The organism is Achromobacter mucicolens (genome assembly GCF_902859725.1).
Taxonomy (GTDB): Bacteria; Pseudomonadota; Gammaproteobacteria; order Burkholderiales; family Burkholderiaceae_B; genus Achromobacter; species Achromobacter mucicolens.
The window spans coordinates 108865-134409 of record NZ_CADIJP010000017.1 but is presented as its reverse complement, the minus strand read 5'-3'; the positions used below and the strand labels follow the sequence as shown (position 1 = coordinate 134409).

The following is a 25545-nucleotide window of genomic DNA, read 5'->3' as shown; positions in this document are numbered from 1 at the left end:
AACGCCGGCGCACGCGCCTGCGCAACTTGCCCAGTTGCGCGTGGCCGCCGTGGCGGCGCGTGCCGCCGCCGGCGACGACGCCGCCGCCATCGCCGAGGCGCTGGCGGCGCAGAAGCGTCCCGAGCTGGATGCCGAACTGAAAACGCCGCAGGGCTATCCCATCTTCGCCGCGCGCGTGCCCGGCGTGAACGACCTTGAGCTGTACGCCGCCGCCCGCGAGCGCGGCGCGCCGCCCGAGGCGACGGGCACGGCAACCCTGCGCGTGACGTCCCTGCTGGCCGACGTCGCCCGCACGCTCACCAACGAGGCGCATCGCCACGTCACCGCGCTGGATGTGCCCGCCCGTGATGAGGACTGGCCCCTGCTGCGCGTGGAGCTCTTGCTGCCGGCCGATTGGCCGGACTCGGCGCGTGAACGCGCGTGCCAGGAGATTCAGGCCGCGGCCGGCGTCTGGCCCGACAGCCGCATCAGCGTCGCGCAACACCAGGCGCGCGACACCATGGCAGCCGACGGCCTGCTGCGCGACCTGGCGGCGGCCACGCGCGACGCGCAGACGCCCGAGCCCTGGCGCATCGTGCTGGCTGGCGACGGCTATATCGATCCCGAGCAAGTGGCGATGTGGGATGGCATGTCGACACTGCTGACCCCCGCCAATCCGCAAGGCCGTGTGCCGGGCGAAGCGGCCGCCGGCCTGCTGCTGGGCCCGGCCGGCACCGACGCCCCACTGCGCGTGGCCCTGTCGCCCGTGCTAGGCCGGCAGAAACCGGCCGACGCGCGTGGCGCGCAGGCAGAAGCCCCGCTGGCGGAGACCGTGCAAGACCTGCTGCAACGCGCGGACGTCACGCCCGACAGCGTCATCCACGTCATCAGCGATGCCGACCACCGGGGCAGCCGCCCGCTCGAACCGATCAACATCGCGTCACAACTTTTCAGTCACCTGGACGCCGCCAAGGATTGCCAGTCGGTTGGCGTTGCCTGTGGACATACCGGCGTGGCCGCCTCCCTGCTGACGCTGGCCGTGGCCGGGCAAGCCTGCATGCAGTACGCCCAGCCGGTACTGACCCTTACCCTGCAAGACCCCGTATTGCGCTCGGCGGCACTGGTTACCCAGCCCGCCTCCAGCGCTACCGCCTGACCCCATAACAACAGCGAAAACCATGCGTAGCCCATCAGGATTGTTTTCTCGATTTTCCAGCGCCATGAGCGACTTCCGCTACTGGAGCGCTCGCGTGTTCGCCAACCCGCGCACCTTCATGGCCATTGGCCTGATTGCGCTGATCGTGTTCCTGTTCCTGTTTGCCGACACCATGCAGATCGCGATGGTATGGGCCGGGGCCTTGCTGGGCGTGCTGCTGTTCCTGTGGCTGTGCACCTACCTGTGGCGCCGCCGCCGGGCGCGGCGCGCCAACCAGAAGCTGGGCGACATGCTGGAACAACAGGTGCAGACGGGTGCAGCCGCCAGCCCGGCCGCCAACCGCAACGAGATCGAGGCGCTGCGCACGCGGCTGACGCAAGCCGTGCGCACCATCAAGACATCGAAGATCGGCCAGACCTCCGGCAACGAAGCGCTGTATGAGCTGCCCTGGTACATCGTCATCGGCAATCCCGCCGCCGGCAAGAGCAGCGCCGTCATCAATTCCGGCTTGCAGTTCCCCTTTGCAGACAAGAACGGCGCGGCGGTGCGCGGCGTGGGCGGCACGCGCAACTGCGATTGGTTCTTCACCACGGAAGGCATCCTGCTGGACACCGCGGGCCGCTACTCGGTGCACGAAGAAGACCGCAACGAATGGATGAGCTTTCTGGACCTGCTCAAGCGCCATCGTCCCAAGGCGCCCATCAACGGCATCATCGTGGCCGCCAGCATCAGTGAACTGACGGATGCCGGCCCAGAGTTCGCGATCAACCTGGCCAAGAACCTGCGCCAGCGCGTTCAAGAACTGACCGACCGGCTGGAAGTGTTTGCGCCGGTGTATGTGATCTTCACCAAGGCCGACCTGATCGCCGGCTTCTCGGAGTTCTTTGCCGACGCGGATGCGCGCGAGCGCGATCGAGTCTGGGGCGCCACGTTGCCCTATGGCGCCGATGAAAGCCGCGACGTCCTGACGCTATTCGACGAGCGCTTCGACGAACTGTACGAAGGGCTCAAGGAAATGGGCACGGCGCAGATGTCGCTGCGCCGTAGCGCCGCCCTGCCCCCGGGCCTGCTGACGTTCCCGCTGGAATTCGCGGGCATCAAGCCGGCGCTGCGCACGTTTCTGTCGACGCTGTTCGAGACCAATCCGTTTCAGTACAAGCCCGTGTTCCGCGGCTTTTACTTCACCAGCGCGCTGCAGGAAGGCGCATCGCGCAGCACGTCCACCGACAAGCTGGCCGAACGCTTCACGCTGCGCCCGGCCAACCGCGAGCCCGCGCGCGGCGTCAATTCGCACAACGGTTTCTTCCTGCGCGACCTGTTCTCCAACGTGATCTTTGCGGACAAGAAGCTGGTGCGCCAGCACGCCAGCCCGAACAAGGTCCGCATGCGTTACCTGACCTTCTTCGGACTGGTGCTGGCGCTGGGCCTGGTGCTGGGCGGATGGAGCTGGTCTTACCTGGGCAACCGGCAACTGGCCACCAACGTGCAGGCCGACCTGGACAAGGTCGTGCGCCTGCAGAGCGAGCGCACGGACCTGCAAAGCCGCCTGGAAGCGATGGAGATCCTGCAGGACCGCATCGAACAGCTGGACCGCTATTCCGCCAGCCGGCCGCTGTCGCTGGGCCTGGGGCTGTATCAAGGCGATGTGCTCAAGCAGCGCCTGCTTGCCGAGTACTACAACGGCCTGCGTCAATTCATGCTGGCGCCCGTCAAGGCCAGCCTTGAGGACTATCTGGGACGCGTGGACGTATCGCAGGCAGCCGCTTCCGGCGAGCGCCCCGCCACGCCGCCCGCGCAGGCGCAAACCGTGCGCGCGAACGCGGGCGACACGCTGTTCCAGGACGCCTCGCCCACCAACGTCGACGATGCCTACAACGCGCTCAAGACGTACCTGATGATGGCCAACCGCGAACACGTGGATCCGACGCACCTGTCGGATCAGATCACGCGTTTCTGGCGCGGCTGGCTGGAAACCAACCGGGGCGCGATGCCGCGCGACCAGCTCATCCGCAGCGCCGAACGGCTGATCTCGTTCTATGTCGCGCGCGCGGCAGACAGCGACTGGCCGCAGATCGAAACCAACCTGGCCATGGTCGAGCGCACGCGCGGCAACCTGCGCAGCGTGATGCAGGGCATGCCGGCGCGCGAACGCGCCTACGCCACGCTCAAGGCGCGCGCCGCCACCCGCTTCCCCGCGATGACGGTGGCGCGCATCATGGGCGAGGCCGACGCCGCCGTGGTTGCGGGCAGCTACGCCGTGCCGGGCACCTTCACGCGGGAAGCCTGGGAGCAATACATTGAACCGGCCATCGGCGAAGCCGCCCGCAAGGAAGTCCAGACCAGCGATTGGGTGCTGGGCGTGAACGCGCGCGACGACCTCACGCTGGAAGGCAGCCCCGAGCAGATCCAGAAAAGCCTGGCCACGATGTACAAAACGGAATACGCGCAGGAGTGGCAGAAGATGCTGCGCGGCGTCACGATCAAGCCTTTCTCAAGCTTCGATCAGGCGGTGCAAGGCATGAACCGCCTGGGCGATCCGCAGAACTCGCCGCTGGTCAAGCTCATCAACACAACGTACGAACAGACCTCCTGGGACAACCCGTCGCTGATCAACACCGGCCTTTCGCAGGCGCAGACCGGCGTGGTCGCGTGGTTCAAGCGGGTGATCCTGCGCCAGGGCCAGCCCAAGCCCACGGAAGTCGCGCCGGGCGGCGAACAGATGCCGATGGGACCGGTGGGCCGCGAGTTCTCCGACGTGGCGCGACTGGTCGTCACGCGCGACAACCAGTCGCTGCTGGGCAACTACATGAACGCGCTGTCCAAGATCCGCACGCGCTTTAACCTCATCAACAACCAGGGCGATCCGGGCCCCGGCGCGCTGCTCCTGATGCGGCAGACGCTGGAAGGCAAGGATTCGGAACTGGCCGATGCGCTGAAGCTGGTGGATGAACAGATGCTGGCGGGATTGACGCCCGCGCAGCGCGAAACGCTGCGTCCGCTACTGGTGCGTCCGCTGATCCAGGGTTACGCCGTCGCAATGCAGCCGGCCCAGACCGAGCTGAACAAGGTGTGGAACGCGCAGGTGTACCAGCCCTTCACGCAGACGCTGGCCGACAAGTATCCGTTCTCGACCAAGGCCGGCATCGAGGCCAGCGGTGAAGAGATCGGGCAGGTCTTCGGCCCGCAGGGCAGCATCGCCAAATACGTTAACGAGACGCTGGGTCCGCTGACCGTGCGTCGCGGCGACATCCTGACCGCGCGCACCTGGGGCGACATGGGCATCGAGCTGCAACCGTCCTTCACGGCGAACTTTGCCCAGTGGGTGGCGCCGCTGTCCGGCGGCGCAGCCGGATCGGGCGCGGCAAGCCAGCCGCAGACGCTGTTCCAGATCCAGCCCAGGCCCGCCGGCGGCGTGACCGAATACACCATCGAGATCGACGGCCAGCAACTGCGCTACCGCAACACGCCGGCGCAATGGGTGAACTTTGTCTGGCCCAACGCGCAGGGCGCGCCGGGCGCGCGCATCACGGCCACCGCCTTTGACGGCACCGTGGTGGAAGTGGTCAACGAACCCGGCCGCTTCGGCCTGGAGCGCTTGATCTCGGGTGCGCAACGCAAGCCCAACCCGGACGGCAGCTTCGAGATGAGCTGGAGCAAATCCAACATCACCGTGCCCGTCCGGCTGCGCATCATCAGCAACGCGCAAGCCGCCAGCGCCGGCGGCGCCGAGCCCGGCAGCCAGGGCCTGCGCAACCTGCGCCTGCCCGCCACGGTGGCCGGCACGTCCCCTCAACCCTCCGTCGCCCCGACGCCTGCCGGAGCGCAGCAATGAGCAATCCGCAGTCTCCCATGTTCCGTACGGCTTACTTTGGCAAGATTCCGTCCCGTGGTGATTTCGTCAAGAACACCTCGCACCCGCAGTTGATGGCGACGCTGGATGCGTGGGTGGCCAACACCATGGAGGTGCTGGCGCAGGACCCGCACTGGAAGACGCTGTACGACGAAGCGCAGCCCGTTCCCTTCGCCGTGCTGGGCTCGCGCGGCAAGCTGGCCATCGCCGGCCATCTGCAGCCCAGCCGCGACCAATCGGGCCGGCGCTTTCCGTTCATTACCGCCACGTCGGTTGAAGTGACCCGTCCGCTGGACTTCATCGCGCGCAGCCCGCTCGCATTCAGCCGCATGTGGAATCGCATGGGCACGGCGGCGGCGCAGCTCATGCACGACGGCGACCCCGCGCCCGCGCTGCAGACGCTGAACGACCTGGAAGGCGAGATCCGCACCGCCGCCGACGACGGCTTCGATGCCTTCATCGACCTTCAGACGATCGAACGCGTCGAGGCCATGCTGCGCGGCAACGGGCACGCGGCCAGCATGCACGACATCGTCCTGGCGCTGGGCATCCTGCTCACGCCCGTGATGTCCAGCGGCTCATCGCAACTGGACACCGGGCTTGCGCTGCCGCTGCCGGACGATCCGCTCTACATCAACCTGGTCGCCAGCTACTGGATGACCTTGATCGCGCCGTTCCTGACACGCGCCGATTTCGAGATCGCCCTATTCATCGGGCGCATCGCCGGCAAGCATCGGCTGGTGGTGGGCTTTCGCGGCGCCTCGCCGCACACGCTGGCAACGCTGCTGTCCACCCCGCAGGCGCTGTCGCAGCATTACATCGTGCTGGAAGATGCGCCGTGGGTGCGCGATCACGTCAGCGCCAGCCATGGGCTGGCCAAGCTGGCGAGCTATCTGGATCAACCGCGGCTCTCCTTGCGCCAGGCGCTGGAGACGTTCCGCGAAGTTTTCATCGGAGCCTAGGACATGCGTACGCTTACTCTGGTCCTGGCCGCCTCGCTGGCATTCTCGGCCCACGCCCAGGACGCCGCCACGGTCGTGCCCGCCAACGTCATTCCCCAACCCGGCCAGGTAGTGGCCAGCGGCGCGGTGCCGGACGAGGCCACCAAGGCCGACGTGCTGGCGCGGCTGCAAAAGGTCTATGGCGTGGGCAACGTCATCGACCGCATCGACGTGGGCGGCGTGGTGGCGCCCCCGAACTGGTCCCAACACGTGGGCAAGCTGCTGGACAGCCCGCTCAAGCAGATCAACCGCGGCCAGCTGGAAATCGACGGCACGCAGATCCGGCTGCGGGGCGAGGTCGACAACGAAGCCTCGCGCCAACAGATCGCCAGCAACTTTGCCACGTCGCTGAACCCGACGTACAAGATCGTCAACGGCTTGCGCGTGTCGGCCGGCAAGGATGAGCAGGATGTGCTGGACAACCTGTTGACCAATCGCGTGGTGGAGTTTGAGACCGGCAGCACCCGCTTGACCACGCACGGCCGGGAATTGCTGGATCGCGTGGCCGACACCGTGCCCAAGCTGCGCGCCGACAAGATCCAGATCATCGGCCACACCGACAGCTCCGGCAGCCGCAGCACCAACCTGGCGCTCAGCCAGGCGCGTGCGGACGCGGTTCGGGACTATCTGGTGGACAAGGGGTTGCCGGCGTCGCGCTTCGAAGCGATGGGAGCGGGCCCGGATCAGCCGGTGGCCACCAACGCCACGGCGGAAGGCCGCGCCAAGAACCGGCGTATCGAGTTCCGGGCGGCGCGGTAGGCTGGTGTGGCGGCGGCGGCCCGCTCAGTTGCCGTCGCCGGCCTTCTTGATGCCCAGCAGCTCTTCCAGGCCCGACAGCGTCTCGTCGTTCTTGACCACCGTGCGCAGCCACAGGTGCAACGACATCTCGCCCCAGCTTGCCGCCTTGTCGGCCAGGTAGGCCACCGGGCTGTGCGGCTCGGTGCGGCGGAAGAACTCGGCCACGTCCCGCAACTGCGCCAGCGCCTGTTCGCGGGTCTGGATCGGCCCGCGGGCGGTGGCGGGCGGTACGGCGTGCAGCGGCGCGGCGGCGCCCGGCGCGCCCGACGCAGCGGCGTCATCGAAGTGATCGGCGGCAGTCAATGTGGGCTCCACGCGAACAGGGGCGGCGGGCGCGGCCGGCGCCGGCGCGGCGGCAAGGTCCGTACGGACCAGAAGGCCCGCATCGCGCGCAAAACGGTGCACCAGTTCGGTCACGTTGCGCAGCGCCTCGCGCACCCGGGAGAACGCCGGGCTTTCATCGCCCAGTTGCGCATCCAGGGTGCGTTCCAGTTGATCCAGCGCCTGCGCGCAGCCCTGCAGCTGCGCGTCCAGCTCCGAATAGAAAGACGGCGGCGTGTCGCGCCGCGCGGCATCGAAGCGGTCCAGCGTGAGCTTGCCGCGTGTCAGTTCGTGGGCGTTGTCGGGCGTGCGCTTGACCGCATTGGCCAATTGGCTCGCCGCTTCCCATAGCACGGCGCCATAGCGGGCGCCGTCGGCTTGCGTCAGCGGGATCTCGCCAATCAGTTGCTGCGACCGCGACAAGAGCCACGCCAGATTGCCCACGCGCTGCTGCACATCGCCATCTTCGGGCACCGGGTGCAGCCCGTCCCAGTAATTGCGGCACAGGCCGTCGATCAGCAGGTAGCCATCGCGCAGCCCCGCGAAGCCGCGCGTCTTGGCCCAGGATTCGGCAAGCCACGATGCGATGCGGATGTCTTTGCTGCGGTCGCGCAGCACGGTGGTGCAGATGCGCGTCACCTCGGGCCAATCGGCTTCTTTCAGGTCGATGACCCAGTCGCCTTGGTCGAGCTGGGGGTCGTCATGCCGGCGGGCCTCGCGTATGGCGTCGAACTCGGGCGAGAACACCAGGTCCACGCCGCAAGGCGCGTCGCCGGGAATGGGTTGCAACAGGGCGTTGATGTCGGTCATAGGCGTCAGGGCTGTTGTAGGCGCAAATCATGCCACATCCGCTTACGTGTAACGTTCAAAGATGACACGTCCTATTACAAGGCGCATCACGATGCTTCGTTATGATTTGCCCTCATCCCCAAGGAGCATTCATGACGTCGAAGACCATTCGTATGTTGCCCGACGGACACTTCATCGCCGGCACGCCGCGCCGCGCGCCCGATGGATCGTATGTGGGCGGCGAAGGCCCCATCACCCGCGCGCCCGACGGCACCTATGTGGCCGGCAAGCCTCAACGCGCGCCCGACGGCAGCTACAAGGGCGGCGGCGGGCCGGTGCGCATGGCCCCCGACGGCACCTTCGTCGCGGGTCCCGCCCGGCTCGCGCCGGATGGCACGTATCTATAAACCTGACTTTCGCGCACCATGTCCCAACGTTCCGTCATCCGCAAGGGCGATAAAACCTCGCACGGCGGCGTCGTCGTCACCGGCGACGAAACCGTCGTGATCTTTGGCCAGCCGATGGCACGGGTAGGCGACCGCGTCACCTGCCCCAAATGCGGCGACAACCACACCATCGTGGAAGGCGTGCAGAACGTCGGCTCCGACCGACTGACTGCCCTGGAAGGCATGCGCACGTCCTGCGGCGCCACGCTCATCGCCAGCCAGAGTTTCTATCAGCTGGAATACGGTTGACCCCGCGCAGGACGCCTCACCGGTCGCAGCGCTGCGGCACCTTGCGCGGCGCTTCCGTATAGCCCAGCGCCGTCACCCTGCGCAGCAGGTCGGCGTACACCGCGTCGTCCAGGCACGGCACCCTGGCCATGATCCAGACGTAGTCGCGCTTGGACCGGCCAATGATGGTGGTCTGGTATGACTCGTCCAGATAGGCGATCACGTACTCGGCCTTGATGGGCCAGATGAACTGCATGCCCCACACCGCGTTGCCGGTGCCGGGCCGCACCGTCGCCACGGGGTGCATGGTGTCGATGGGCGCATCGAAGCTGCCATCGCGATAGCGGAAATCCGTCTGCACCCGGCCGTCGGGCAACAGCCGGTAGCTTTCCACGGCGTCATAGGCGTTGCGCTCGGGCCAGCTGGGAATGTGCGCGATCACATACCAGTCGCCCATGAAACGGTCCAGGTCCACTTGCGCCACCGGCGGCATGGGCGGCGGCGACGCGCAGCCGGCCAAAAGGGCCGTCACGCCGATAAACAGGGTTCGCAACATGATCGCTTCTCCTCAGGGCCGCGTGTATCGATAGTGCGCCACGCCCCATTGCTGTCCGTCGTCGTAGCCGAAGAGTTCGGCGCACGCCATCCAGAACATGCGCCAGCGCTGATGCCACAGACCGGCCAAGGGTGCGCCGTAAGCCTGTGCCAACGCCGCCCGCGCGGGTTCCTCTCGGGCGTCCTGATTGGCCAGCCAGTGATTGGCCGTGCGGGCGTAATGCGTGCCGTCGAGAAACCAGCGTTCCTCAAGCTTCAGGTCTTGCTGGAAATGCAGCAGCGTATGGGCCGACGGCATGATGCCGCCCGTGAAGAAGTGCCGCCCCATCCAGTTGCTGGCCCCGTCGGTCTCGAACGGATAGGCGCGCTCGCGGTGCGCGAAGATGTGAACAAAGAGCTTGCCGCCGGGCCGCAGCCACTGCCCGATGCGCGCCATCAGGTCCTGGTAGTTGCGCATGTGCTCGAACATCTCCACCGAGACGCACCGGTCGAAGGCGGCGCCGGGCAGTGACAGCACGTTGACGTCGCAGGTCACCACGCGCACGTGCGTCCAGCCGCGCGCGCGGCATTGCGCCTCGATATGCTGGCGTTGGGTGGCCGAATTCGACACCGCGGTGATGCGCGCGTTGGGATACTGTTCGGCCATCCACAGCGTCAACGAGCCCCAGCCGCAACCCAGCTCCAGGATGTCCTGGCCGTCGGCCAGCCCGGCGCGCTCGCCATACAGGCGCAGCATCGCGTCTTCGGCCTGGTCCAGCGTTTCGGCGCCGGTCGGGTAATAGCAACTCGAATACTTCATGCGCGCGCCCAGACAAAGCTGGAAGAACGCAGTGGGCAACTCGTAGTGCTGCGCGTTGGCGGCGTCGGTATGGATGGCGACGGCGCTGGCGCGCAGGCCCGCGATCAGCTGGCGGTCGCGTTCAGTCCAGGCCTCGATGCCGCCGGCGTATTCCTGCGCCAGGCGCTGGGCGCACAGGCGCCGCATGCCCAGACGCAGGAGCGCATCGGGCAGCAGGCCGCGCTCGGCCAGGCCGAGCAGGCCGGGTGCGGGACGGTCGGAGGCCAAGGGAGAGTCGTTCAGAATGGCGGTCGTCATGGCATGCCTCGTCAGCGTTTCGGAAACCAGGGAAAGAACGCCGGTGTGCGGCGTTGATAGTCGCGATAGTCATCGCCGCGCGTGCGCAGCGCCTGTTGCTCGGTGAACGGAATGCCGCTGATCCAGCGCAGGAACACAAACATCAGCACCGGCCCCAGCCAGGCCAGCCATGCCAGCGGAGAACCCCACGCCAGGGCGACGTAGCCAAACCAATGGCACCACTCGAAGAAGTAGTTCGGATGCCGCGAGTAGCGCCACAGGCCCCGCCGGCAGGTATTGCCACGGTTCGCGGGGTTGTCGCGGAAGCGGTCGAGCTGGCGGTCTGCGATCACCTCGCCCGACAGCGCGGCCAGCCAGATCAACAGCCCCAGCGCCACCGGCCACCCCTGCGCGGGGCTGGCGCCCACCGCCAGGAACGGCAGGCAGAACAGCATCACCAGCCCGGCCTGGAACATGAACAGGCCGAAGATCTTGCCCTGATGGCCGTCCCAATGTTCCCGCAGGGCGCGGTAGCGGCCGTCTTCGCCTTCGCGCACGCGGCGCCACAGGTGCCACGCCAGCCGCAGCGACCAGACTCCCGCCATCACGGCAAGGGCAAGCCTCGCGGCGCTGCTGCCCGCCCCGGTGGCCGCGATCAGCCAGGCCGCCCCGCCCATGCCCAGCGCCCACACCACGTCCACGATCCCCGCGTTGGCGCGGCGGCGCTGCCAGCCCCAAGCCAGCGCCATGGCGACGATCATCACGATCGCGATGGTGGACCATTGTTGCCAGATCGTCATGATGCCTCCCGGGTCCAGCGCCGCGCCCCTGCCGTCAGCGCGGGCAACGCCAGCGCCCAGCCCACCGCCAGGGCAGCGGTGGCGCGCCAGGCGGGCGGTTCGAATTGCACCGACTGCCAGCCGCGGGCGGCGCCCCAATAGGCGAGCGGCGCGCCCACCGCGCCGAACACGCAGGCCAGCCAGGGCCGGGAACGCAGGTAGACGAGCGAGTGGTTCAGCGTCAGCGCGAAGGCGGCCCACAACGCCAGGATCCACAGCGGCGCGGGCCAGGCGTCGGCCGCGTACCGCGCCCAGCCCGACGCGGACAGCGTGCCCTCCAGCACCAGGCCGCACAGCACGGCGGCGGCCGCCAGCCTGAAGTCGGCACGCGCCGTCGCCGAGACCGCCAGTTGCGCCGCGACGAACACCACGGCGGCAGCCACGCCCGGCCAGGCCAGCCCGCGGCCCGCGCCGATGACGGCGCTGAACCATACGAGCTGGTAGCCGATCAGGTTGGCCCAGAAGCGCATCATGCATCCTCCCGCAGCCAGCGCTCACCGTCGGGGCGCGCCTGCGGATGCGTCAGCAGCAGGTGCGCGACGCCGATGGAGCGCTCGCGAAAGCCGCCTTCGCAGTACGCCAGGTAGAACTCCCACAAGCGGCAAAAGCGCGCATCGAAGCCTTGCGCCCGCACCTCGGGCTGCCGCGCCAGGAAGCGCTCGCGCCAGGCTTGCAGCGTGCGCGCGTACGACAGGCCGAAGTCCTCCAGGTGCACCAGCGCCAGGTCGCAGGCGCGGGTTTTGGCGCGCAGCATCGCCTCGATGGACGGAATGAAGCTGCCGGGGAAGATGTGGCGCTTGATGAAGTCCACCGAAGCCAGCGCCTGCTCGTAGCGGTGGTCTTCGATGGTGATGGCCTGGATCAGCGCGCGGCCATGCGGGCTGAGCAGGCTGGCGACCTTGGCGAAATACGCTTCCAGGAAATTGGCGCCGACAGCCTCGATCATTTCCACCGACACCACCTTGTCGTACTGGCCCTGCAGGTCGCGATAGTCACGCAGCACGACGCTGACGCGGTCCTGCAGGCCGGCGGCCCGCACCCGCTCGACCGCCAGATCATGCTGCTCGCGCGAGAGCGTTGCGGTGGTGACATGGCAGCCGTAGTGGCGTGCGGCATGGATGGCCAGGCCGCCCCAGCCGCTGCCAATCTCGACCACGCGGTCCGAGGGCTGCAACGCCAGCTTGCGGCAGATCGCGTCCAGCTTGCGATGGGACGCCGCCTCCAGGGTGTCGTCGCCGTCGGCCCACAGTGCCGACGAATACATCAGGTCGCCGGAAAGAAACAGCGAAAAAAACGGATTGCCCAGGTCGTAATGCGCGGCGATGTTGCGGCGGCTGCCCTCGCGGGTGTTGGCATTGCGCGCATGCCAGCGCCGCAACGCCCAGCCGGCCAGCCGCGCCAGTCCCGACTCCATGGCGTCCAGCGTGTCGCGGTTGCGCACCAACAGGCGCACCAGCCCCACCAGGTCGTCGCAGCGCCACAGGCCATCGCCGTAGGCCTCGCCCGCGCCGACGCTGCCTTGTGCGGCCACCAGCCGGTAGAACCCCAGGTCGTTCACGGTCAGGCGCACCAGCGGCTCGCCGCGGCCCAGCGTGGCGCTGCCCAGGCCGTCCTCGATCAGCAGTTGACCGTGGTCCAGCGCCGCCAGGCTGGCAAACAGGCGCTGGCGCAACAGGCGGTCGAGCGCCGTGGCGGGGCGGCCGGCCGCGATCGAGGCATGTTCCGAGGACGGCATGGGTTTCATTGCGGTTCTCCGTTGGGCGTGCGGGGATGGTCGTAGACGGGATTGCGCTTGAGCCACAGGCGCAGCGCCTGCCAGTGGATGGCGCCGACGACTTGCAGCGTCATCAGCGGATAGCGCCACAGCACGCGCGCCAGCGCCGCGCCGTCCAACTCGCGGCGTTGCAGGCTCAGGTGCGCGTCGAACTGCGCCACACCCTCCCGGCTGACCTGCATATGCACACGCAGGTCGTCGGCGGGCAGGTTGAAGCGCCAGTCGTAGGCGCAGTCCATGGGCATGAAGGGCGACACATGAAAGCGCTTGTCGAAGCGCCAGGCCAGCGCGCCGCCCTCGCGCTCGGCGGCGGCGACGGGCAGCACCACGCAATGGCGCTGCTTCCAAGGGGTGTTGGTGATCTCCGCCACGATCGCCGCCAGCGTGCGGCCGTCGGCTTCAAAGCAGTAGTAAAAGCTCACGGGGTTGAAGACGTAGCCGGCATAGCGCGGGTGCGCGAGCACGCGGATGGGCCCGGCCGGCACGTCGCCCAACTGCGTGCGCAGGCGCTGCCGCACCGCCTGCGCCAGCGGCAGGCCCTCGGCGGCGTCCAGATAATCGGCCCGGCGCCACTGCGCCAGGTTGGGCCGTTCCACCGACCACAGCCAGCGGTTCTGGAACACCTGGTCGATCTCGTCCAGGTCCAGATAAAGCTGCGCCATGCGGTAGCCGAAGCCGTGCGCATGCGGGTGGTGACGTCGGTGGGTGACCCGGCCTTCGTAGACGGCGCTTTGCAGGTTCATGCCGCCTCCCGCGCCCAGACCCCCGGCTGTTCCTGGATGCCGCGCACCACGTCCAGCGCGCTCGCCACCCCGTCTTCGTGAAAGCCCCATCCCCAGTAAGCGCCCGCATACCAGCTGCGCCGCTGTCCCGAGATCTCGGCGCGGCGCGCCTGCGCGGCCACCGATTCGTGGGTGTAGACAGGATGGTGATACCGCATGCGCGCCAGCACCGCCGCGGGATCGATCGCATCGCTGCGGTTCAGCGTCACGATGAAGGGCCGCGGCGACGTAATGCCCTGCAGCAGATTCATGCAGTAGCTGACCGAACAGGGCGCCTCGGGGTCGGCGGGCACGTAGGCGTTCCAGGCGGCCCACGCCTTGCGCTGACGCGGCAAGAGGCGCGCGTCGGTGTGCAGCACCACGTCGTTGTCCTGGTAGGTGATGGCGCCCAGAACCTCGCGTTCCTGCGGCGTCGGGTCGGCCAGCAGAGACAGCGCCTGGTCGCTGTGGCAGGCGAAGATCACTTCGTCGTGATGTTCCAGACCTTCGCGCGTCGCCACCTGCACGCCGCCCGGCAGACGCCTGACCGCGCGCACAGCGCAGTTCAGCCGCTCGCGCACCGTCCACCGCTGGCGCATCGCGTCGATATAGCATCGCGACCCGCCCTGCACCACGCGCCACTGCGGACGGCCACTGATGCGCAGCATCTGGTGGTTGGCCATGAACCGCACCAGGTAGCGCGCCGGAAATTCCAGGATGCGCGAGGCCGGCGACGACCACAGCGCCGAGGCCATCGGAATCAGGTGATCGGTGCGAAAGGCGTCGCCATAGCGGTGCTGCGCCAGGTATTCGCCCAGCGTGGGGCCCGGCTCCGGCGCGCGCAGCAGCGCGGGCGACTCCCGGTAAAAGCGCATCAGGTCGCGCACCATGCCCAGGAAACGTGGGGATACCAGGTTGCGCCGCTGGCAGAACAGCGTGTCCAGCGAGGTGGCGTTGTAGGCCAGGTCATTGGCCTCCTTGTGCACCGAAAAGCTCATGGTGGTGGGCTGCGACGCCACGCCCAGTTCCGTCAGCAATGCCGTGAAATGCGGGTAATTGAGCGGGTTGTGGACGATGAACCCGCTATCGACTGCGTACTGCTGCCCGTCCTGTTCTACCGTGTGCGTATGCGTGTGCCCGCCCAGGTAGTCGTTGGCCTCGTACAGCGTGACCTCGTGATCGCGGCCCAGCTTCCAGGCGCAGACCAGTCCCGAGATTCCCGAACCGATGATGGCGATGCGCATGTTCACTCCTTGGCGGCGGCCAGCGCCCAGGCCGGTACGCCTTTCAGGTCCCAGATGAGGCCGGTGGCGGCCAGCAGGCGCAGGCCGTACCAGGTGATGTCGATCTCCCGGGCGCGAAAGCCCTGGCGGGCCGAGCCCGGATAAAAGTGATGGTTGTTGTGCCAGCCCTCGCCGAACGTCAACAGCGCAAGCCAGGCGTTGTTGCGGCTGTCGTCGGCGGTGTCATAGCGCCGCCTGCCGTAGCGATGCGCCAGCGAATTGATGGTGACCGTGGCGTGAAACAGCGCCACGGTGGAAATGAAAAAGCCCCACACCAGCATCTGCGGCCCGTCGGTGCCCAGGCCCGGCGCCACGCGCGCCAGCAGCGCGCCCAGCCCGTAGCACCCCAACGCCAGCGCCAGAGGCACCGCCGCGTCGAAGCGGTCGAGCCAGCGCAGTTCGGGGTAGCTGCGCAGGTCGGGCACCCGCGCCATGTCGGTGGCGAAGGCGCGGCGGGTCAGGAACCAGCCCATGTGGCTCCACCAGAAGCCATGGCGGCGCGGCGAATGCAGGTCCTGGGCATCGTCGGCATGACGATGGTGATGACGATGATGGGCCGCCCACCACAGCGGTCCGCGCTGCGCGCACGACGCCCCCAGCACGGCGAAGACCAATTGCATGCCGCGCGAGGTTCGAAACGTGCGATGCGAAAAGTAGCGGTGGTAGAAGCCGGTCAGGGCGAACATGCGCACGGCGTACAACGCCACCGCAAGCGCCAGCGCGGCCGGGGACACGCCGGTCCACAGCACGCCCAGGCAGCCGGCGTGCAACAACGCGAAAGGCAAGGCGCGGGTCCAGTCGATGCGATCGGGGTCACCGCCCGGCGCATCCTGCGCCTGCGTATCGACCCAGCGTCGTATCGAAGCGGTCCAGCCGGTAAGAACGGAGCGCATCATGCTTTCCTGTGTGAAACGTGTGGGGATATACGGGCGCAGCGGAGCGTCGGATGCATAAGTGAAAACCCTTATTCGCAGCGCGACACCAGCGGCGTGGCTGCCGCCGCCTCCAGGTCCCGTTTGGACGGCGGCGGCCGGATGGCTTCGGACGGAAATTCGATGCGCACGACCGGCGTGCCGCCGTTGCCGTCGCGCAAGTTGCTCGGCCCCTCGAACCGCAGCAGGCGCCGGCTGGGAATGTCGTAGGTCACGCGCAGGGTCGGCGCGGCAAAGCCATACCAGGCGTCCAGCCGCAGCCGGAAGCTGCGTTCGGCCTGGCTGGCGGCATCGCGCGCCTGCACCGTCAGCGGCATCCAGTCCAGCCGGCTGGGCACCAGAAAGCGTGGCGGCCTGGCCGGCGGCTGCCAGTTGGCGCGCAGCCAGGCGTCGAACCCGGCATCGACCACGGCATCGTCCACCAGCGGCAGCGTTCGGTGCTGCATCGGGGCGCCGGCGCGCGGCTGCACGTAGACGGTGCGCACGCCCTGGCGCGTGTCGACACCTTCGCGGTAGCCGTCGCGCTGGTCATAGAGCGCGAAGTCCGGCGCCGGGTCATCGACCGCGCCGCGCACCCATTTGCGCGCGAACGCCGCGCCGCCAGGGCAGCGGTACAGCACCAGGCGATCCTGCCGTGCGCCGTCGCGCACCAGCCAGTGTTCTTCGCGGTAGCGTTCGACGCCATCGCGGCTGTCATAGGCGTACCCGACGTAATGCTGATTGGCGGCCGATGCGCCCAGGGGCGCCAGCAACACGAGGACGAGCAGCGATCGCATGGTCACTCTCCTTCGGGGGATGGGCACGGACGGCTGACGAACGCGCTGACGTCGTCGAGCACGGGCGCTCGCCAGCGCAGCGGCCGCGACAGCGCGCCCACCAGCAGCTTGTGACCCAGGTCGGGGTACTGCACCAGTTGCGCGCACGCCCCCGCCTCCTGCAAGGCGTCCGCCAAGCCGACGCTGTTGCGGCGCGGGTCGACCGTGGTGTCGGCGGCGCCGGTCAGCAGCAGGCCCGGCGGCGCGTGGCGACTGACGTGATGGATGGGTTGGGAGTCGGCGGGCGTGTCCGGATAGCCGAACACCGGCCGCACGCCGCGCGCCTCGATGGGCAGGAAGTCATAGGGGCCGGCCAGCCCGATCCATCCGGCCAGCGATGCCGGGCTGGAACCGGCGGCGGCAAGCCAGCGCTTGTCCAGCGCCAGCATGGCCGCGATGTACCCGCCGGCGCTGTGGCCGGCGACGAACACGCGCGCCGGATCGCCGCCGTAGTCGCCGATATGGCGCTGGGTCCACGCCACCGCCAGGGCGGCGTCGCGCAAAAAAGCCGGAAAGCCGGCTTCGGGATAAAGACGGTAGTCGGCGACAACGGCCACGATGCCGCGCGCCGCCAGCGCGTCGCCCACGAACCGGTAGTCGGCGCGTTCCCCGCTACGCCAACCGCCGCCGTAGAAAAAAACCACCACCGGCGCGTGCGTGGCGTCCGTAGGGCGGTAGACGTCCAGGTGCTGACGCGGCAATGTGCCGTAAGCCAGCCCCGCCGTGACGTTGCTGCCGTCCTCGGGCACCGCGCCGTTGAGCAGCGTCAATGGCGAACAGGCGGCCAGCAGGCCCAGGGCCAGCGTGGCCACGGCCACGATGGCAAGCAGGCCACGCGGGCCAGCGGCGATCCAGGAAGACATGGGGCACTCCGCAATGGAACACCCCTCTATACGCGGGCAGGCCCGGTTTGGATGCAGCTCAGATCTTGAGCACGTCGCCCTTCATGATTACCGGTCCGGTGGGCTTGCCCGAGGGCGAGCCGCCCGGCGGCTCCAGGGTGATGGCCAGGGTCTGCACCCCTTCCAGCCCTTGGGCGCGCGGCAGCGCAGTCTGGCCATCGGGCGCCACCACCCCGACGGATATCGGCGCCTGCCCTGGCGGGATCACCCAGAGTTCCAGCGCCTTGCCGTCGGCGCGCGAGGCCAGGTCCTGCAAGGCATGCACGTGCAGGCCGCCGCGCTCGTCGGCGCGCACCACCAGCATGGCCTGCGCCTCGGGGCTTTGCAGCACCGCCATCAGTTGGGTGCGCGCGGCGCGGTCGACCTGCATGGGGTAGACCACCACGCCCGCCACCAGAATCGCCGCCAGCGCGCCGCTAAGCACGCGCCAGAACGCCAGGCCCTGCCAGCCGCGGCTGCCGCCGGGCTTCAGGCGCGCTTCGATGGCGCGCCACACGCGGCGCGGGGGAACCCGCGGCGGCAGCGACCACAACAACGGATAGATGTCGTTTTCCCAGTCGCGCACCTGGCGGCGCAGGTTGGCGTCGGCGGCCATCAGGCCCTCGAAACGGCGGCGCGCGCCACCGCGCATGGCGCCGGCCACGTAGTCGGCGGCAAGCCGCTCGCGCAGTTGAGGATTGCTGTAGTTCATGACAGGCACCTCTTGAGCCGGTCCATACCGCGCCGCACCCAGCTCTTGATCGTGCCCAGCGGCGCCTCCAGGCGCCGGGCGATCTCGCTGTGGCTGAGGTCATCGAAAAAGGACAGCGCGATGGCGGTGCGTTGCTGCCCCTCTAGCTGTTTCAGGCAGTCGGCCAGGCGCTGGCCGTCCTGGTCGCGTTGCAGCCGCTCGAACGGGCCAGGCGCGTCATCGGCCCAGGCCTGGGTCAACACGCCGTCGGCGTCGGGGCGCTCCAGGTCCGGCCTGCGTAGCAGGTCGATGCAGCGATTGCGCACGATGCGCGTCATCCAGGTCATGACTTGGCTCTGCTCCGAGGAATAGCGGGCGGCATTGCGCCAGATATTGATGAAGCTGTCCTGGAGGACTTCCTCCGCCCAGTCGCTTCGCCGCAATATACGTACGGCAAGCGCAAACAGATGCGGGGAGGTCTGACGATAGAGTTCCGCCAGCGCGGACTCCTGGCCGCGGGCGCACTCCTGTATCAAAGCCTGCAGACGTAGCGGGTCGGGCATGGCGGCTATCCGGGGTCACTGTCAATCAGGCCGCGCGACGGAAAACGGCGCTCGGGGGACGGATGTCTTTCAGCGGATGATACAGGCAAGTCCGGGGCGCTGGCGCGGTGGACACTGGCCCGCCGCGCTCACGGAACCGGCACGGCCGATGGACCGCGCCGGAGAAAAACATCCCACCGCCCCGCATCCCATGGCCGCTCTCGCTTTGGGTACTTGCAACGGCGTATTTGGCCCATCAATCGAACACGTCGATCAGGATATCGGCGACCACGGCCGTTGCAACAGCGACCAAGACGAGATCCGATCCGGCCACCCGCCACTCATACCCGGGATAGGCGGGGAGCCGGGCCAACATCGGACCGGGGACCATTTTCTTCGCAATTCCGGGAGGCAGCGGTTTGCCACGGGCGAGGTTCTTGCGGACACCCGGCGGCAGTTGACCATAGCCAGACAGACCATACTCCTGCGCATACGATCTGGCGGTGGAGACTGTGATGCCCGCATAACGCAGCGTGACGCTGGCATCGTTGGACTTGGAAGCAGCATCTCCGTGACCGGCATTGCCCTTTCCGGAAGCATTTCCGTTGCTGCCCTGTCCGCGTCCCTTGCTCTGCCCTTGCCCTTGGCCAGCGTTATCGGGTTTGCCCTTTCCCTCTGGCGGCGCCGCCAATGCGCTGGCCGCGATAAACACACAAGAGATGCCTGCAAGCAAGGCTTTTTTGGCACTACCCACCATGGCTGGTTCCCCTCAGTCGAAAGTTGGTGACCGATTCTAGGTCGGTTCAAGTCCAGCAGAGGTAACCGAACCTTGAAGGGCGAAGGCGCACGTTACGGCGCCCGTGACCGCACATAGGCCATTGGGCTGCATTTCATTTCAGACCTGAATGCAAAGATGAACGAGGACGTAGAGCCATAGCCAAGTTCCAATGCGGTCCGCGTCACATCAAGACCATTTTCCAATAGCTCGATTGCTCTGAACAACTTCAGCCGGCGACGCCAATCGCGCAGCGTGAGACCGGTTTCCGCAAAGAACTTCCGGGCCAGTGTCCGGCCCGACATCCCCAGCTCCCGCCCCCAGTCGTCCGGGCCTCTGGGGTCGGCCGGCTGGTTGTACAAGGTCTCGCAAAGGGTCAGTAACGGGGGGCTTGTCGGCCATGCCAAGATCAATGAAATCGGGCTCGCGCGACAGAGCTGGTCGAGCACCAGTCTGTAGATCCGGCCGAAATACCCATCCTCGTCCGATTTGCCTTGAAGCGTCGCCGCCTCGACGACGAGCGCCTTCAAAAGGGCGGATACGCCAAACACCGCCACGCCGCCCTCGGAAAGCGTCCCACCGGGGTAATCGGCAAGCCAAAGACTGCGATATTCGGCGCCAAGGAACGACCCCACGCTATGCACGGTTCCTGACGGAATCCACGCAGCCTGATTCGGAGATATGGCGAAAGAATGCCCGTCTGCCGTCACCATGAGGACACCGGACACCGCGTAGACAACCTGGTTCCATTCATGCGTATGCGCGGCGAAATAATTCCGCGCGCCGATGGACTGCACCCTCATGGTCATTGGCAAAGGCGGCAGGACATCTGGCGGCGCGGTAATGGCTTCCCACGGCACGAGCGCTTTCATATGTCGCCGATTCTATATAACTTGGCAGGCTGTCGATAGATCGCCTTCGTAACTTTGAGTTGTAATGCCACCTCAACGTAACGCCATTGACCGTAATGACAAAAAATAGCGCCTCTTCCGCGCATGACCGCCCCGCTGTTCTGCCCGAGGTTGTTCAACAAGGCAACATCTGGCGACTGACCGCCGCCCAAGCCCTGGCGGGCGCAAATTCGGTGGTCGTCTATGCAACGGGCTCCATCGTCGGCAATACGCTTGCCCCGACGCCCATGCTCGCGACGCTGCCGATTTCCATCTTTGTGGTAGGCATGGCGACGTGCACGCTGCCCATGGGCGCCGTCGCCAGGCGCCACGGCAGGCGCGCGGCCTTCCTGCTGGGCACCGGCGCTGGCGTGCTCACTGGCCTGCTGGCGATGCTGGCGGTCATGATCGGAAGTTTCTGGCTGTTCAGCCTGGCTACGTTCTTCGGCGGTGTCTACGCTGCTGTCGTCCTGTCGTTCCGCTTTGCCGCCGCGGACGGCGTGGAGCCCAAGCGACGGGCGCGCGCGCTATCCCTGGTCATGGCGGGCGGCGTCGCGGCCGGGATCGTCGGGCCACAGCTCGTCAACGGGACGATGAACCTGTGGCCGCCGCACATGTTTGCCGCCACCTTTCTTGCGCAAGCGGCGGTTGCAGCGATTTCCGCGTTCATTCTTATCGGTGTCAGGTTGCCCGCCCCCACTGCCGCGGAGGTCGCAGGAGGGCGGCCGCTTTCCGAGATTGCGCTGCAGCCGCGCTTCATTGCCGCAGTGATCGCCGGTGCCGTCTCCTACATGCTCATGAACTTCCTCATGACGGCCGCTCCGCTGGCAATGCACATCTGCGGCCACTCGCAGGAGTCCGCCAATCTGGGACTGCAGTGGCATGTCATTGCCATGTACGCGCCAAGCTTTTTCACCGGCCGACTGATTTCTCGCTTTGGTGCGGGACGGGTCGCGACCATGGGCCTAATGTTGATTGGGGTCGCGGCCGCGGTGGGCCTCGGCGGTATCGATGTCGCGCACTTCTGGTGGTCACTGGTCCTGCTCGGCGTGGGATGGAACTTCGGATTTCTTGGCGCGTCCGCGCTGGTGCTGGAATGCCATCGGCCCGAGGAGAGAACTCGTGTCCAGTCCCTGAACGACTTCATCGTCTTCGGCTTGATGGCGATCGGGTCGTTCTCATCCGGGGGCCTGCTGTCGGCGTTCGGTTGGAACACCGTGCTGTGGGTGTCATTCATTCCGCTGGCGCTGTCCGTCGCCGCCCTTGGCGTTGCCATGCGTAGAAAGCGCGCTGAAATGAGCCGAAGAGGGGCTTGAGCCATTCAGAACGGCCTCCCCGATGTCTGGGCGTGCCGTTACTATCCCTCTCTTCGCCGGTCTGACCTGCAAGGGCTGCCGGCGTCTTCGCGTCCAACCTCTGCCCTTCGATCCCCCTTATGCCGCCACGCGTTGCAATCATCGAGACCATGGACGACACGCAGCTTGGGCTGCTGTTGAGCGCGCTCCAAAGCGCCAATGCCGAAATCACCTGGTTCCGCGCGCACCGCGATGGGCTGGGCGACATCTGCCTGGACGACTTCGATGCGTTGATCGTGCCGGGCGGCTGGCCAAGCGCGCGGGACGACGAACTCCATCCCTACCTGCCCAAACTGGCGGCGCTGATGCGCGAGTTTGGCGACGCCGGCAAATCCGTGCTGGGCATCTGCCTCGGGGCGCAGGTGCTGGCCCGCGCTTACGGGGCCGACAACCTGCTCGGGGTGGCCCGGGAGTTTTCCTGGACGCCGCTTACGGTGACGGAAGATGGGCGCAAGGACCCGTTGTTTGCCGAGTTGCAGCCGGGTTTCGTCAGCTTTCAATGGCATGTGGACACCTACACGCTGCCGGATTCCGCCGCGCTGCTTGCCGAGAGCCGCCTGGTCAAGAATCAATGCTTTCGCGTGGGCCGCGCCGCGTACGGCATGCAGTTTCACTTCGAAGCCAGCGGCGATGTGGTGCAGCGCTGGACCAGCAGCAACAAGGAACGCGTCGATCGCATCGCGCCCGGCTGGCTTGAATCCCAGGCCGATGCCGACCGCGCCCTGCACGCGGACGACGCCGATTCGGCGGGCGCGCGGATCGCACGCGCCTTCGTCCAGACGATTCAGCGTCCCGACAACCTGCGCTGATCCGGGCAACCCCAGCGACCAAGGGCCACCATGCGGCGAGAACTCCAGACTTTCATGGCCGTTGTGCGTTACGGCACGTTCGCCAATGCGGCGGCTCACATCGGTCTGACGCAGTCCGCCGTCAGCGCGCAGATCCAGCGCCTGGAAGAAGAACTGGGCTATCCGCTCTTTGACCGCACGGGACGTTCTGCAAACCTGAACAGCAATGGCCGCGAAGCCTTGGCCATTGCCGAAGAGGTGATGTCCGTCTACGCCAAGTTCGGCAAGAACGTAAGCAGCCCCAAGACCGGCCTGATCCGGGTCGGCTCCATCGCGTCGGCGCAAACAACGTTTCTGACCGATGCCCTGACCGAGTTCTGGAGCATCAACCCCGGCTATCGCATCCGGCTGGTCCCGGGCCTGTCGCTGAACCTGCTGGGACAGGTCGACTCGGGCGAGGTGGACATTGCGGTGATGATCAAGCCCCCCTTCGCCCTGCCCGCCGACTTGCGCTGGCGCGTGCTGTTCAGCGAGCCGTTCGTGCTGCTGGCCCCCCGCAAGCACGGGCAGCGCGAGTGGCTCGATCTGCTAGAAAACGAGCCCTTCATTCGGTACGACCGCGGTTCCTTCGGCGGCAGACTCGTCGATCAGTTCCTGCGGCACTCGCGCATCACGCCCAAGGAAGCGATTGAACTGGATGAACTGCAGGCCATCGCGCAACTCGTGCGCAAGGGCGTGGGCGTTGCGCTGCTTCCGCTAAGCAAAGCGCTATCGCTGCCACGGGGAGTCGTCGTCAAGACGCTGGGCGACGCCACCTTCTTTCGCGAGATCGGAGTGGTCGAACGTCCGTCCGACATCCGCCAGCCCGTGGCCGCGCTGCTCGCGCAACGCATCGTGGAAGCGGCCGAACGATTCAGCCGCTGAAGGCGCAGGTGCATTTGCGCTGAGGTGGCGGCGTTGAATCCGGACGATGACCAAACCCTGCAAACTCTTGTGACAGCTTTGAATGACTTTGTAGCCTGTTGGGAAATCGAAGGGAATATCATCCGTCCCCTTCACAATTACCCCCAACAGGAAACAAAGATGTTTATGCCGCGCCCCTTGCGCATGTCCGCAGTTCTGATCTTCACGCTGGCGCTTGCCGCGTGCGGCGACGATAGCGCCAAACAGGAGGCCAAGGCGCCCGAGGCGACCACCGCTCAGGCAGAGATCATCAAGTACAACCTGTACGTGGACACCGCGAACAGCCTCTCTACCACGTTTGCGCAGGCGCTGGACCGCTACGAGACCCATGCCGTCCCGGCCCTCAAGAGCGGCAAGCCGCTCAAGGACTTTGTCATCAGCAACGACACGGCAATCCTGCGCACCAAAGAAAAACTCGACCGCGCGCTGGCGATGCCGACGCCCATCACCGAGATCGACGCATCGGCCAAGGCGTTCTCGGACGCGCTGGGCAAGCTGGCGCCGCTGAGCACCGAACTGCAAAACTATTCGGCAGCCAAGACCTTCCTGTCGGACAACGGCGCGCTGGCCCGCGAGAAAAGCCCGGCCTATGTCGCCGCGCTGACCGAAGCCGCAAAAGCAGAAAACAATTTCTACCGCGGCATCTCGATCAAGGACACCGCCAACACCAAGGAAGCCTTCGAAAAGGCCAAGAAAGACACGGTCGCCTACTACCGCGCCGGCATGGTGTATTACGGCAAGGCCACGATGGACAAGGCCTCGGGCGTGTTCGACGGCCAGGGGCTGGGCGCCGATCAGGAAGCCTTCAAGCAGCAGCTGGACAAGATGAACGAAATGGCGCTGGGCTTTGACAAGAAAACGCGCGAAGCCGACCCCAAGGGCTGCAGCGGCATGATGATGAACGTCAACAGCTTCCTCGCCTCCGGCCGCCAGATTCTTGAGCACACCAACAATGGCCGCTACAAGGAAGACGCCGCCCGCACCGGCGCGTTCAAGATGATGCGCCCGACGATCGAAAACGACGCCAACAGCCTGCGCCAGGATTTCAACAACCTGATTTCAGACTTGAATACCGGGCGCTGCTGATCGCCGCCAGGCTACGCGATAGCGCGTTTTTAACGAAGCGCGCGCCCCCGCTCATGCCTTTCCCCTGAGGCCAAACCAGGTTCAGCGACAGCGTGCTTCCTGCGTGCAAAGGGATGGGCACCAGGCCTAGGCGGCGGGCGTACTCTCCCGTCACGCTCTCCAGCACGGCGGGGCCGCAGCCTGCGTCAGTCAGTGCGCATGCCGCCGAGAACTGCATCACCTCGATCGCGGGACGGTATGGATGACGGGCTTGCTCCAACACCTGCGCCGTCAGCGCGCCGACCGGCAGATGGCGGCTGTGGCCGATGTATCGTTCCGAGCTCAGCATGTCCACGGTGATCTCCGGCAGCGCGGCCCATGCGTGGTCAGGACGCACCACGCAGACCAGGCCAAGCTCCCCGATCTGTTCAAAGTTGGCATGCTGATGCGCGCCAGAGCCAAGAATGACGCCCAGATCGATGCGCTGTTCGATTGCCATTTGCACCACTTCCGCGGCGGTGCCGACACGCAGCACGACGGACAGCATCGGATCGGCGTCTTGCAGTTCCTTCAATACCGCCGGCAAAACGCTTGCGCCCGTTGCGGACACAGTCCCGATGATGAGGTGCTCGCCGCGGCGGTTGCCCAGGCTTTGAGCCAATTTGTCGACCGCATCCAGCGCGGCCAGCGCGTGGGTGATTTCGGGCAAGACGGCCTGGCCCGCCGCCGTCAATTCCAGATGCCGATGCCGACGTGAAAACAACGCCGCCCCGATCCGGACTTCCAGTTCCTTGAGCATCGCGCTAGCACCGGGCTGCGTTAAGCCGCAAGCCTCGGCGGCCTGCGTCACGGAGCCCGTGCGACAGATCGCCGCGACCAATTCCATCTCTCTCGGTCGTATCAGGTTTTTCATATGAAAAGCCACTGTATATGTATTTGACCGTATGCTACCCGAGCTTCAAACTGGCCCGACATCCATTCGTTGGCCACTAC

The 25545-nt window shown here is 66.7% G+C and carries 26 protein-coding genes; 10 read left to right on the top strand and 16 right to left on the bottom strand.

Annotated features, from left to right (window positions below; translation table 11 throughout):
• The 4 genes from HV786_RS20840 to HV786_RS20825 form a co-directional block, all read left to right on the top strand.
• Window positions 1-1135: hypothetical protein (locus tag HV786_RS20840; protein ID WP_175211712.1), on the top strand; the 1135-nt coding region annotated here is incomplete at its 5' end.
• Between the two features lie 64 nt (window positions 1136-1199).
• Window positions 1200-4967: a type VI secretion system membrane subunit TssM gene (gene tssM / locus HV786_RS20835; RefSeq protein WP_252869965.1), complete on the top strand. Its 3768-nt coding sequence runs from the start codon at window positions 1200-1202 to the stop codon at window positions 4965-4967.
• Window positions 4964-5947: a type VI secretion system-associated protein TagF gene (tagF, locus tag HV786_RS20830; protein ID WP_128827171.1), complete on the top strand. Its 984-nt coding sequence runs from the start codon at window positions 4964-4966 to the stop codon at window positions 5945-5947. Before tssM ends, tagF begins: the two co-directional genes overlap by 4 nt.
• Window positions 5948-5950: 3 nt before the next feature.
• Entirely contained in the window at window positions 5951-6745 is a 795-nt protein-coding gene (locus HV786_RS20825) for an OmpA family protein (RefSeq protein ID WP_128827172.1), read from the top strand.
• A gap of 24 nt (window positions 6746-6769) precedes the next feature.
• Here the strand turns inward: HV786_RS20825 and tssA are convergent, their stop codons facing one another.
• Window positions 6770-7915 (bottom strand): type VI secretion system protein TssA, encoded by a 1146-nt coding sequence (gene tssA / locus HV786_RS20820; RefSeq protein ID WP_175211710.1) that lies wholly within the window; start codon window positions 7913-7915, stop codon window positions 6770-6772.
• Between the two features lie 131 nt (window positions 7916-8046).
• Between tssA and HV786_RS20815 the strand changes: the two genes are divergently transcribed.
• Window positions 8047-8301, top strand: coding sequence for a hypothetical protein (locus tag HV786_RS20815; protein WP_063952630.1), 255 nt, complete (start codon window positions 8047-8049; stop codon window positions 8299-8301).
• Between the two features lie 18 nt (window positions 8302-8319).
• Window positions 8320-8589, top strand: a complete 270-nt coding sequence (locus tag HV786_RS20810) for a PAAR domain-containing protein (protein ID WP_056325685.1) — start codon at window positions 8320-8322, stop codon at window positions 8587-8589.
• A 16-nt stretch (window positions 8590-8605) separates the two neighbouring features.
• On the opposite strand, the gene HV786_RS20805 is transcribed toward HV786_RS20810, so the two are convergent.
• The 14 genes from HV786_RS20805 to HV786_RS20740 form a co-directional block, all read right to left on the bottom strand.
• Window positions 8606-9124, bottom strand: a complete 519-nt coding sequence (locus tag HV786_RS20805) for a lipocalin family protein (protein WP_128827562.1) — start codon at window positions 9122-9124, stop codon at window positions 8606-8608.
• Window positions 9125-9136: 12 nt separating this feature from the next.
• Window positions 9137-10219: an SAM-dependent methyltransferase gene (locus HV786_RS20800; RefSeq protein ID WP_128827563.1), complete on the bottom strand. Its 1083-nt coding sequence runs from the start codon at window positions 10217-10219 to the stop codon at window positions 9137-9139.
• Between the two features lie 11 nt (window positions 10220-10230).
• A complete protein-coding gene (locus HV786_RS20795; protein WP_175211708.1) occupies window positions 10231-10998 on the bottom strand; it encodes a DUF1295 domain-containing protein in 768 nt (255 codons plus the stop codon).
• Complete coding sequence (locus HV786_RS20790; RefSeq protein WP_254599501.1) at window positions 10995-11510, bottom strand: DUF2878 domain-containing protein; 516 nt, start codon at window positions 11508-11510, stop codon at window positions 10995-10997. The genes HV786_RS20795 and HV786_RS20790 overlap by 4 nt, the downstream gene beginning before the upstream one ends.
• Window positions 11507-12781, bottom strand: coding sequence for an SAM-dependent methyltransferase (locus tag HV786_RS20785; RefSeq protein ID WP_175211706.1), 1275 nt, complete (start codon window positions 12779-12781; stop codon window positions 11507-11509). The genes HV786_RS20790 and HV786_RS20785 overlap by 4 nt, the downstream gene beginning before the upstream one ends.
• Window positions 12778-13554, bottom strand: coding sequence for a DUF1365 domain-containing protein (locus HV786_RS20780; RefSeq protein ID WP_128830058.1), 777 nt, complete (start codon window positions 13552-13554; stop codon window positions 12778-12780). The genes HV786_RS20785 and HV786_RS20780 overlap by 4 nt, the downstream gene beginning before the upstream one ends.
• Window positions 13551-14816, bottom strand: a complete 1266-nt coding sequence (locus tag HV786_RS20775) for an NAD(P)/FAD-dependent oxidoreductase (RefSeq protein ID WP_128830059.1) — start codon at window positions 14814-14816, stop codon at window positions 13551-13553. The genes HV786_RS20780 and HV786_RS20775 overlap by 4 nt, the downstream gene beginning before the upstream one ends.
• Before the next feature lie 2 nt (window positions 14817-14818).
• A complete protein-coding gene (locus tag HV786_RS20770; RefSeq protein ID WP_175211704.1) occupies window positions 14819-15751 on the bottom strand; it encodes an acyl-CoA desaturase in 933 nt (310 codons plus the stop codon).
• A gap of 68 nt (window positions 15752-15819) precedes the next feature.
• Window positions 15820-16563: a hypothetical protein gene (locus HV786_RS20765; RefSeq protein ID WP_175211703.1), complete on the bottom strand. Its 744-nt coding sequence runs from the start codon at window positions 16561-16563 to the stop codon at window positions 15820-15822.
• Between the two features lie 2 nt (window positions 16564-16565).
• Entirely contained in the window at window positions 16566-17465 is a 900-nt protein-coding gene (locus HV786_RS20760) for an alpha/beta hydrolase (protein ID WP_175211701.1), read from the bottom strand.
• 58 nt (window positions 17466-17523) lie between these two features.
• Window positions 17524-18195 carry an anti-sigma factor gene (locus HV786_RS20755; RefSeq protein WP_062839624.1) on the bottom strand — a complete coding sequence of 224 codons (672 nt, stop codon included), beginning with the start codon at window positions 18193-18195 and terminating at the stop codon, window positions 17524-17526.
• Window positions 18192-18737, bottom strand: coding sequence for an RNA polymerase sigma factor (locus tag HV786_RS20750; protein ID WP_175211699.1), 546 nt, complete (start codon window positions 18735-18737; stop codon window positions 18192-18194). Before HV786_RS20750 ends, HV786_RS20755 begins: the two co-directional genes overlap by 4 nt.
• Window positions 18738-18972: 235 nt before the next feature.
• Complete coding sequence (locus tag HV786_RS20745; RefSeq protein ID WP_128827531.1) at window positions 18973-19473, bottom strand: anti-virulence regulator CigR family protein; 501 nt, start codon at window positions 19471-19473, stop codon at window positions 18973-18975.
• Window positions 19474-19565: 92 nt separating this feature from the next.
• The gene (locus HV786_RS20740; protein ID WP_128827532.1) at window positions 19566-20363 is read right to left on the bottom strand and encodes an AraC family transcriptional regulator; all 798 of its coding nucleotides are present in this window, start codon (window positions 20361-20363) and stop codon (window positions 19566-19568) included.
• A 95-nt stretch (window positions 20364-20458) separates the two neighbouring features.
• Between HV786_RS20740 and HV786_RS20735 the strand changes: the two genes are divergently transcribed.
• From HV786_RS20735 to HV786_RS20720, 4 genes are all read left to right on the top strand, one after another.
• Window positions 20459-21697, top strand: a complete 1239-nt coding sequence (locus tag HV786_RS20735; RefSeq protein ID WP_128827550.1) for an MFS transporter — start codon at window positions 20459-20461, stop codon at window positions 21695-21697.
• 119 nt (window positions 21698-21816) lie between these two features.
• Window positions 21817-22545 (top strand): type 1 glutamine amidotransferase, encoded by a 729-nt coding sequence (locus tag HV786_RS20730; protein ID WP_128827533.1) that lies wholly within the window; start codon window positions 21817-21819, stop codon window positions 22543-22545.
• Between the two features lie 30 nt (window positions 22546-22575).
• Window positions 22576-23448 (top strand): LysR family transcriptional regulator, encoded by an 873-nt coding sequence (locus tag HV786_RS20725; RefSeq protein WP_128827534.1) that lies wholly within the window; start codon window positions 22576-22578, stop codon window positions 23446-23448.
• 183 nt (window positions 23449-23631) lie between these two features.
• Window positions 23632-24573, top strand: a complete 942-nt coding sequence (locus HV786_RS20720) for a DUF3829 domain-containing protein (RefSeq protein ID WP_254599500.1) — start codon at window positions 23632-23634, stop codon at window positions 24571-24573.
• Here the strand turns inward: HV786_RS20720 and HV786_RS20715 are convergent.
• Window positions 24533-25465, bottom strand: coding sequence for a LysR family transcriptional regulator (locus HV786_RS20715; protein WP_128827536.1), 933 nt, complete (start codon window positions 25463-25465; stop codon window positions 24533-24535). The genes HV786_RS20720 and HV786_RS20715 overlap by 41 nt on opposite strands.
• Between the last annotated feature and the right edge of the window lie 80 nt (window positions 25466-25545).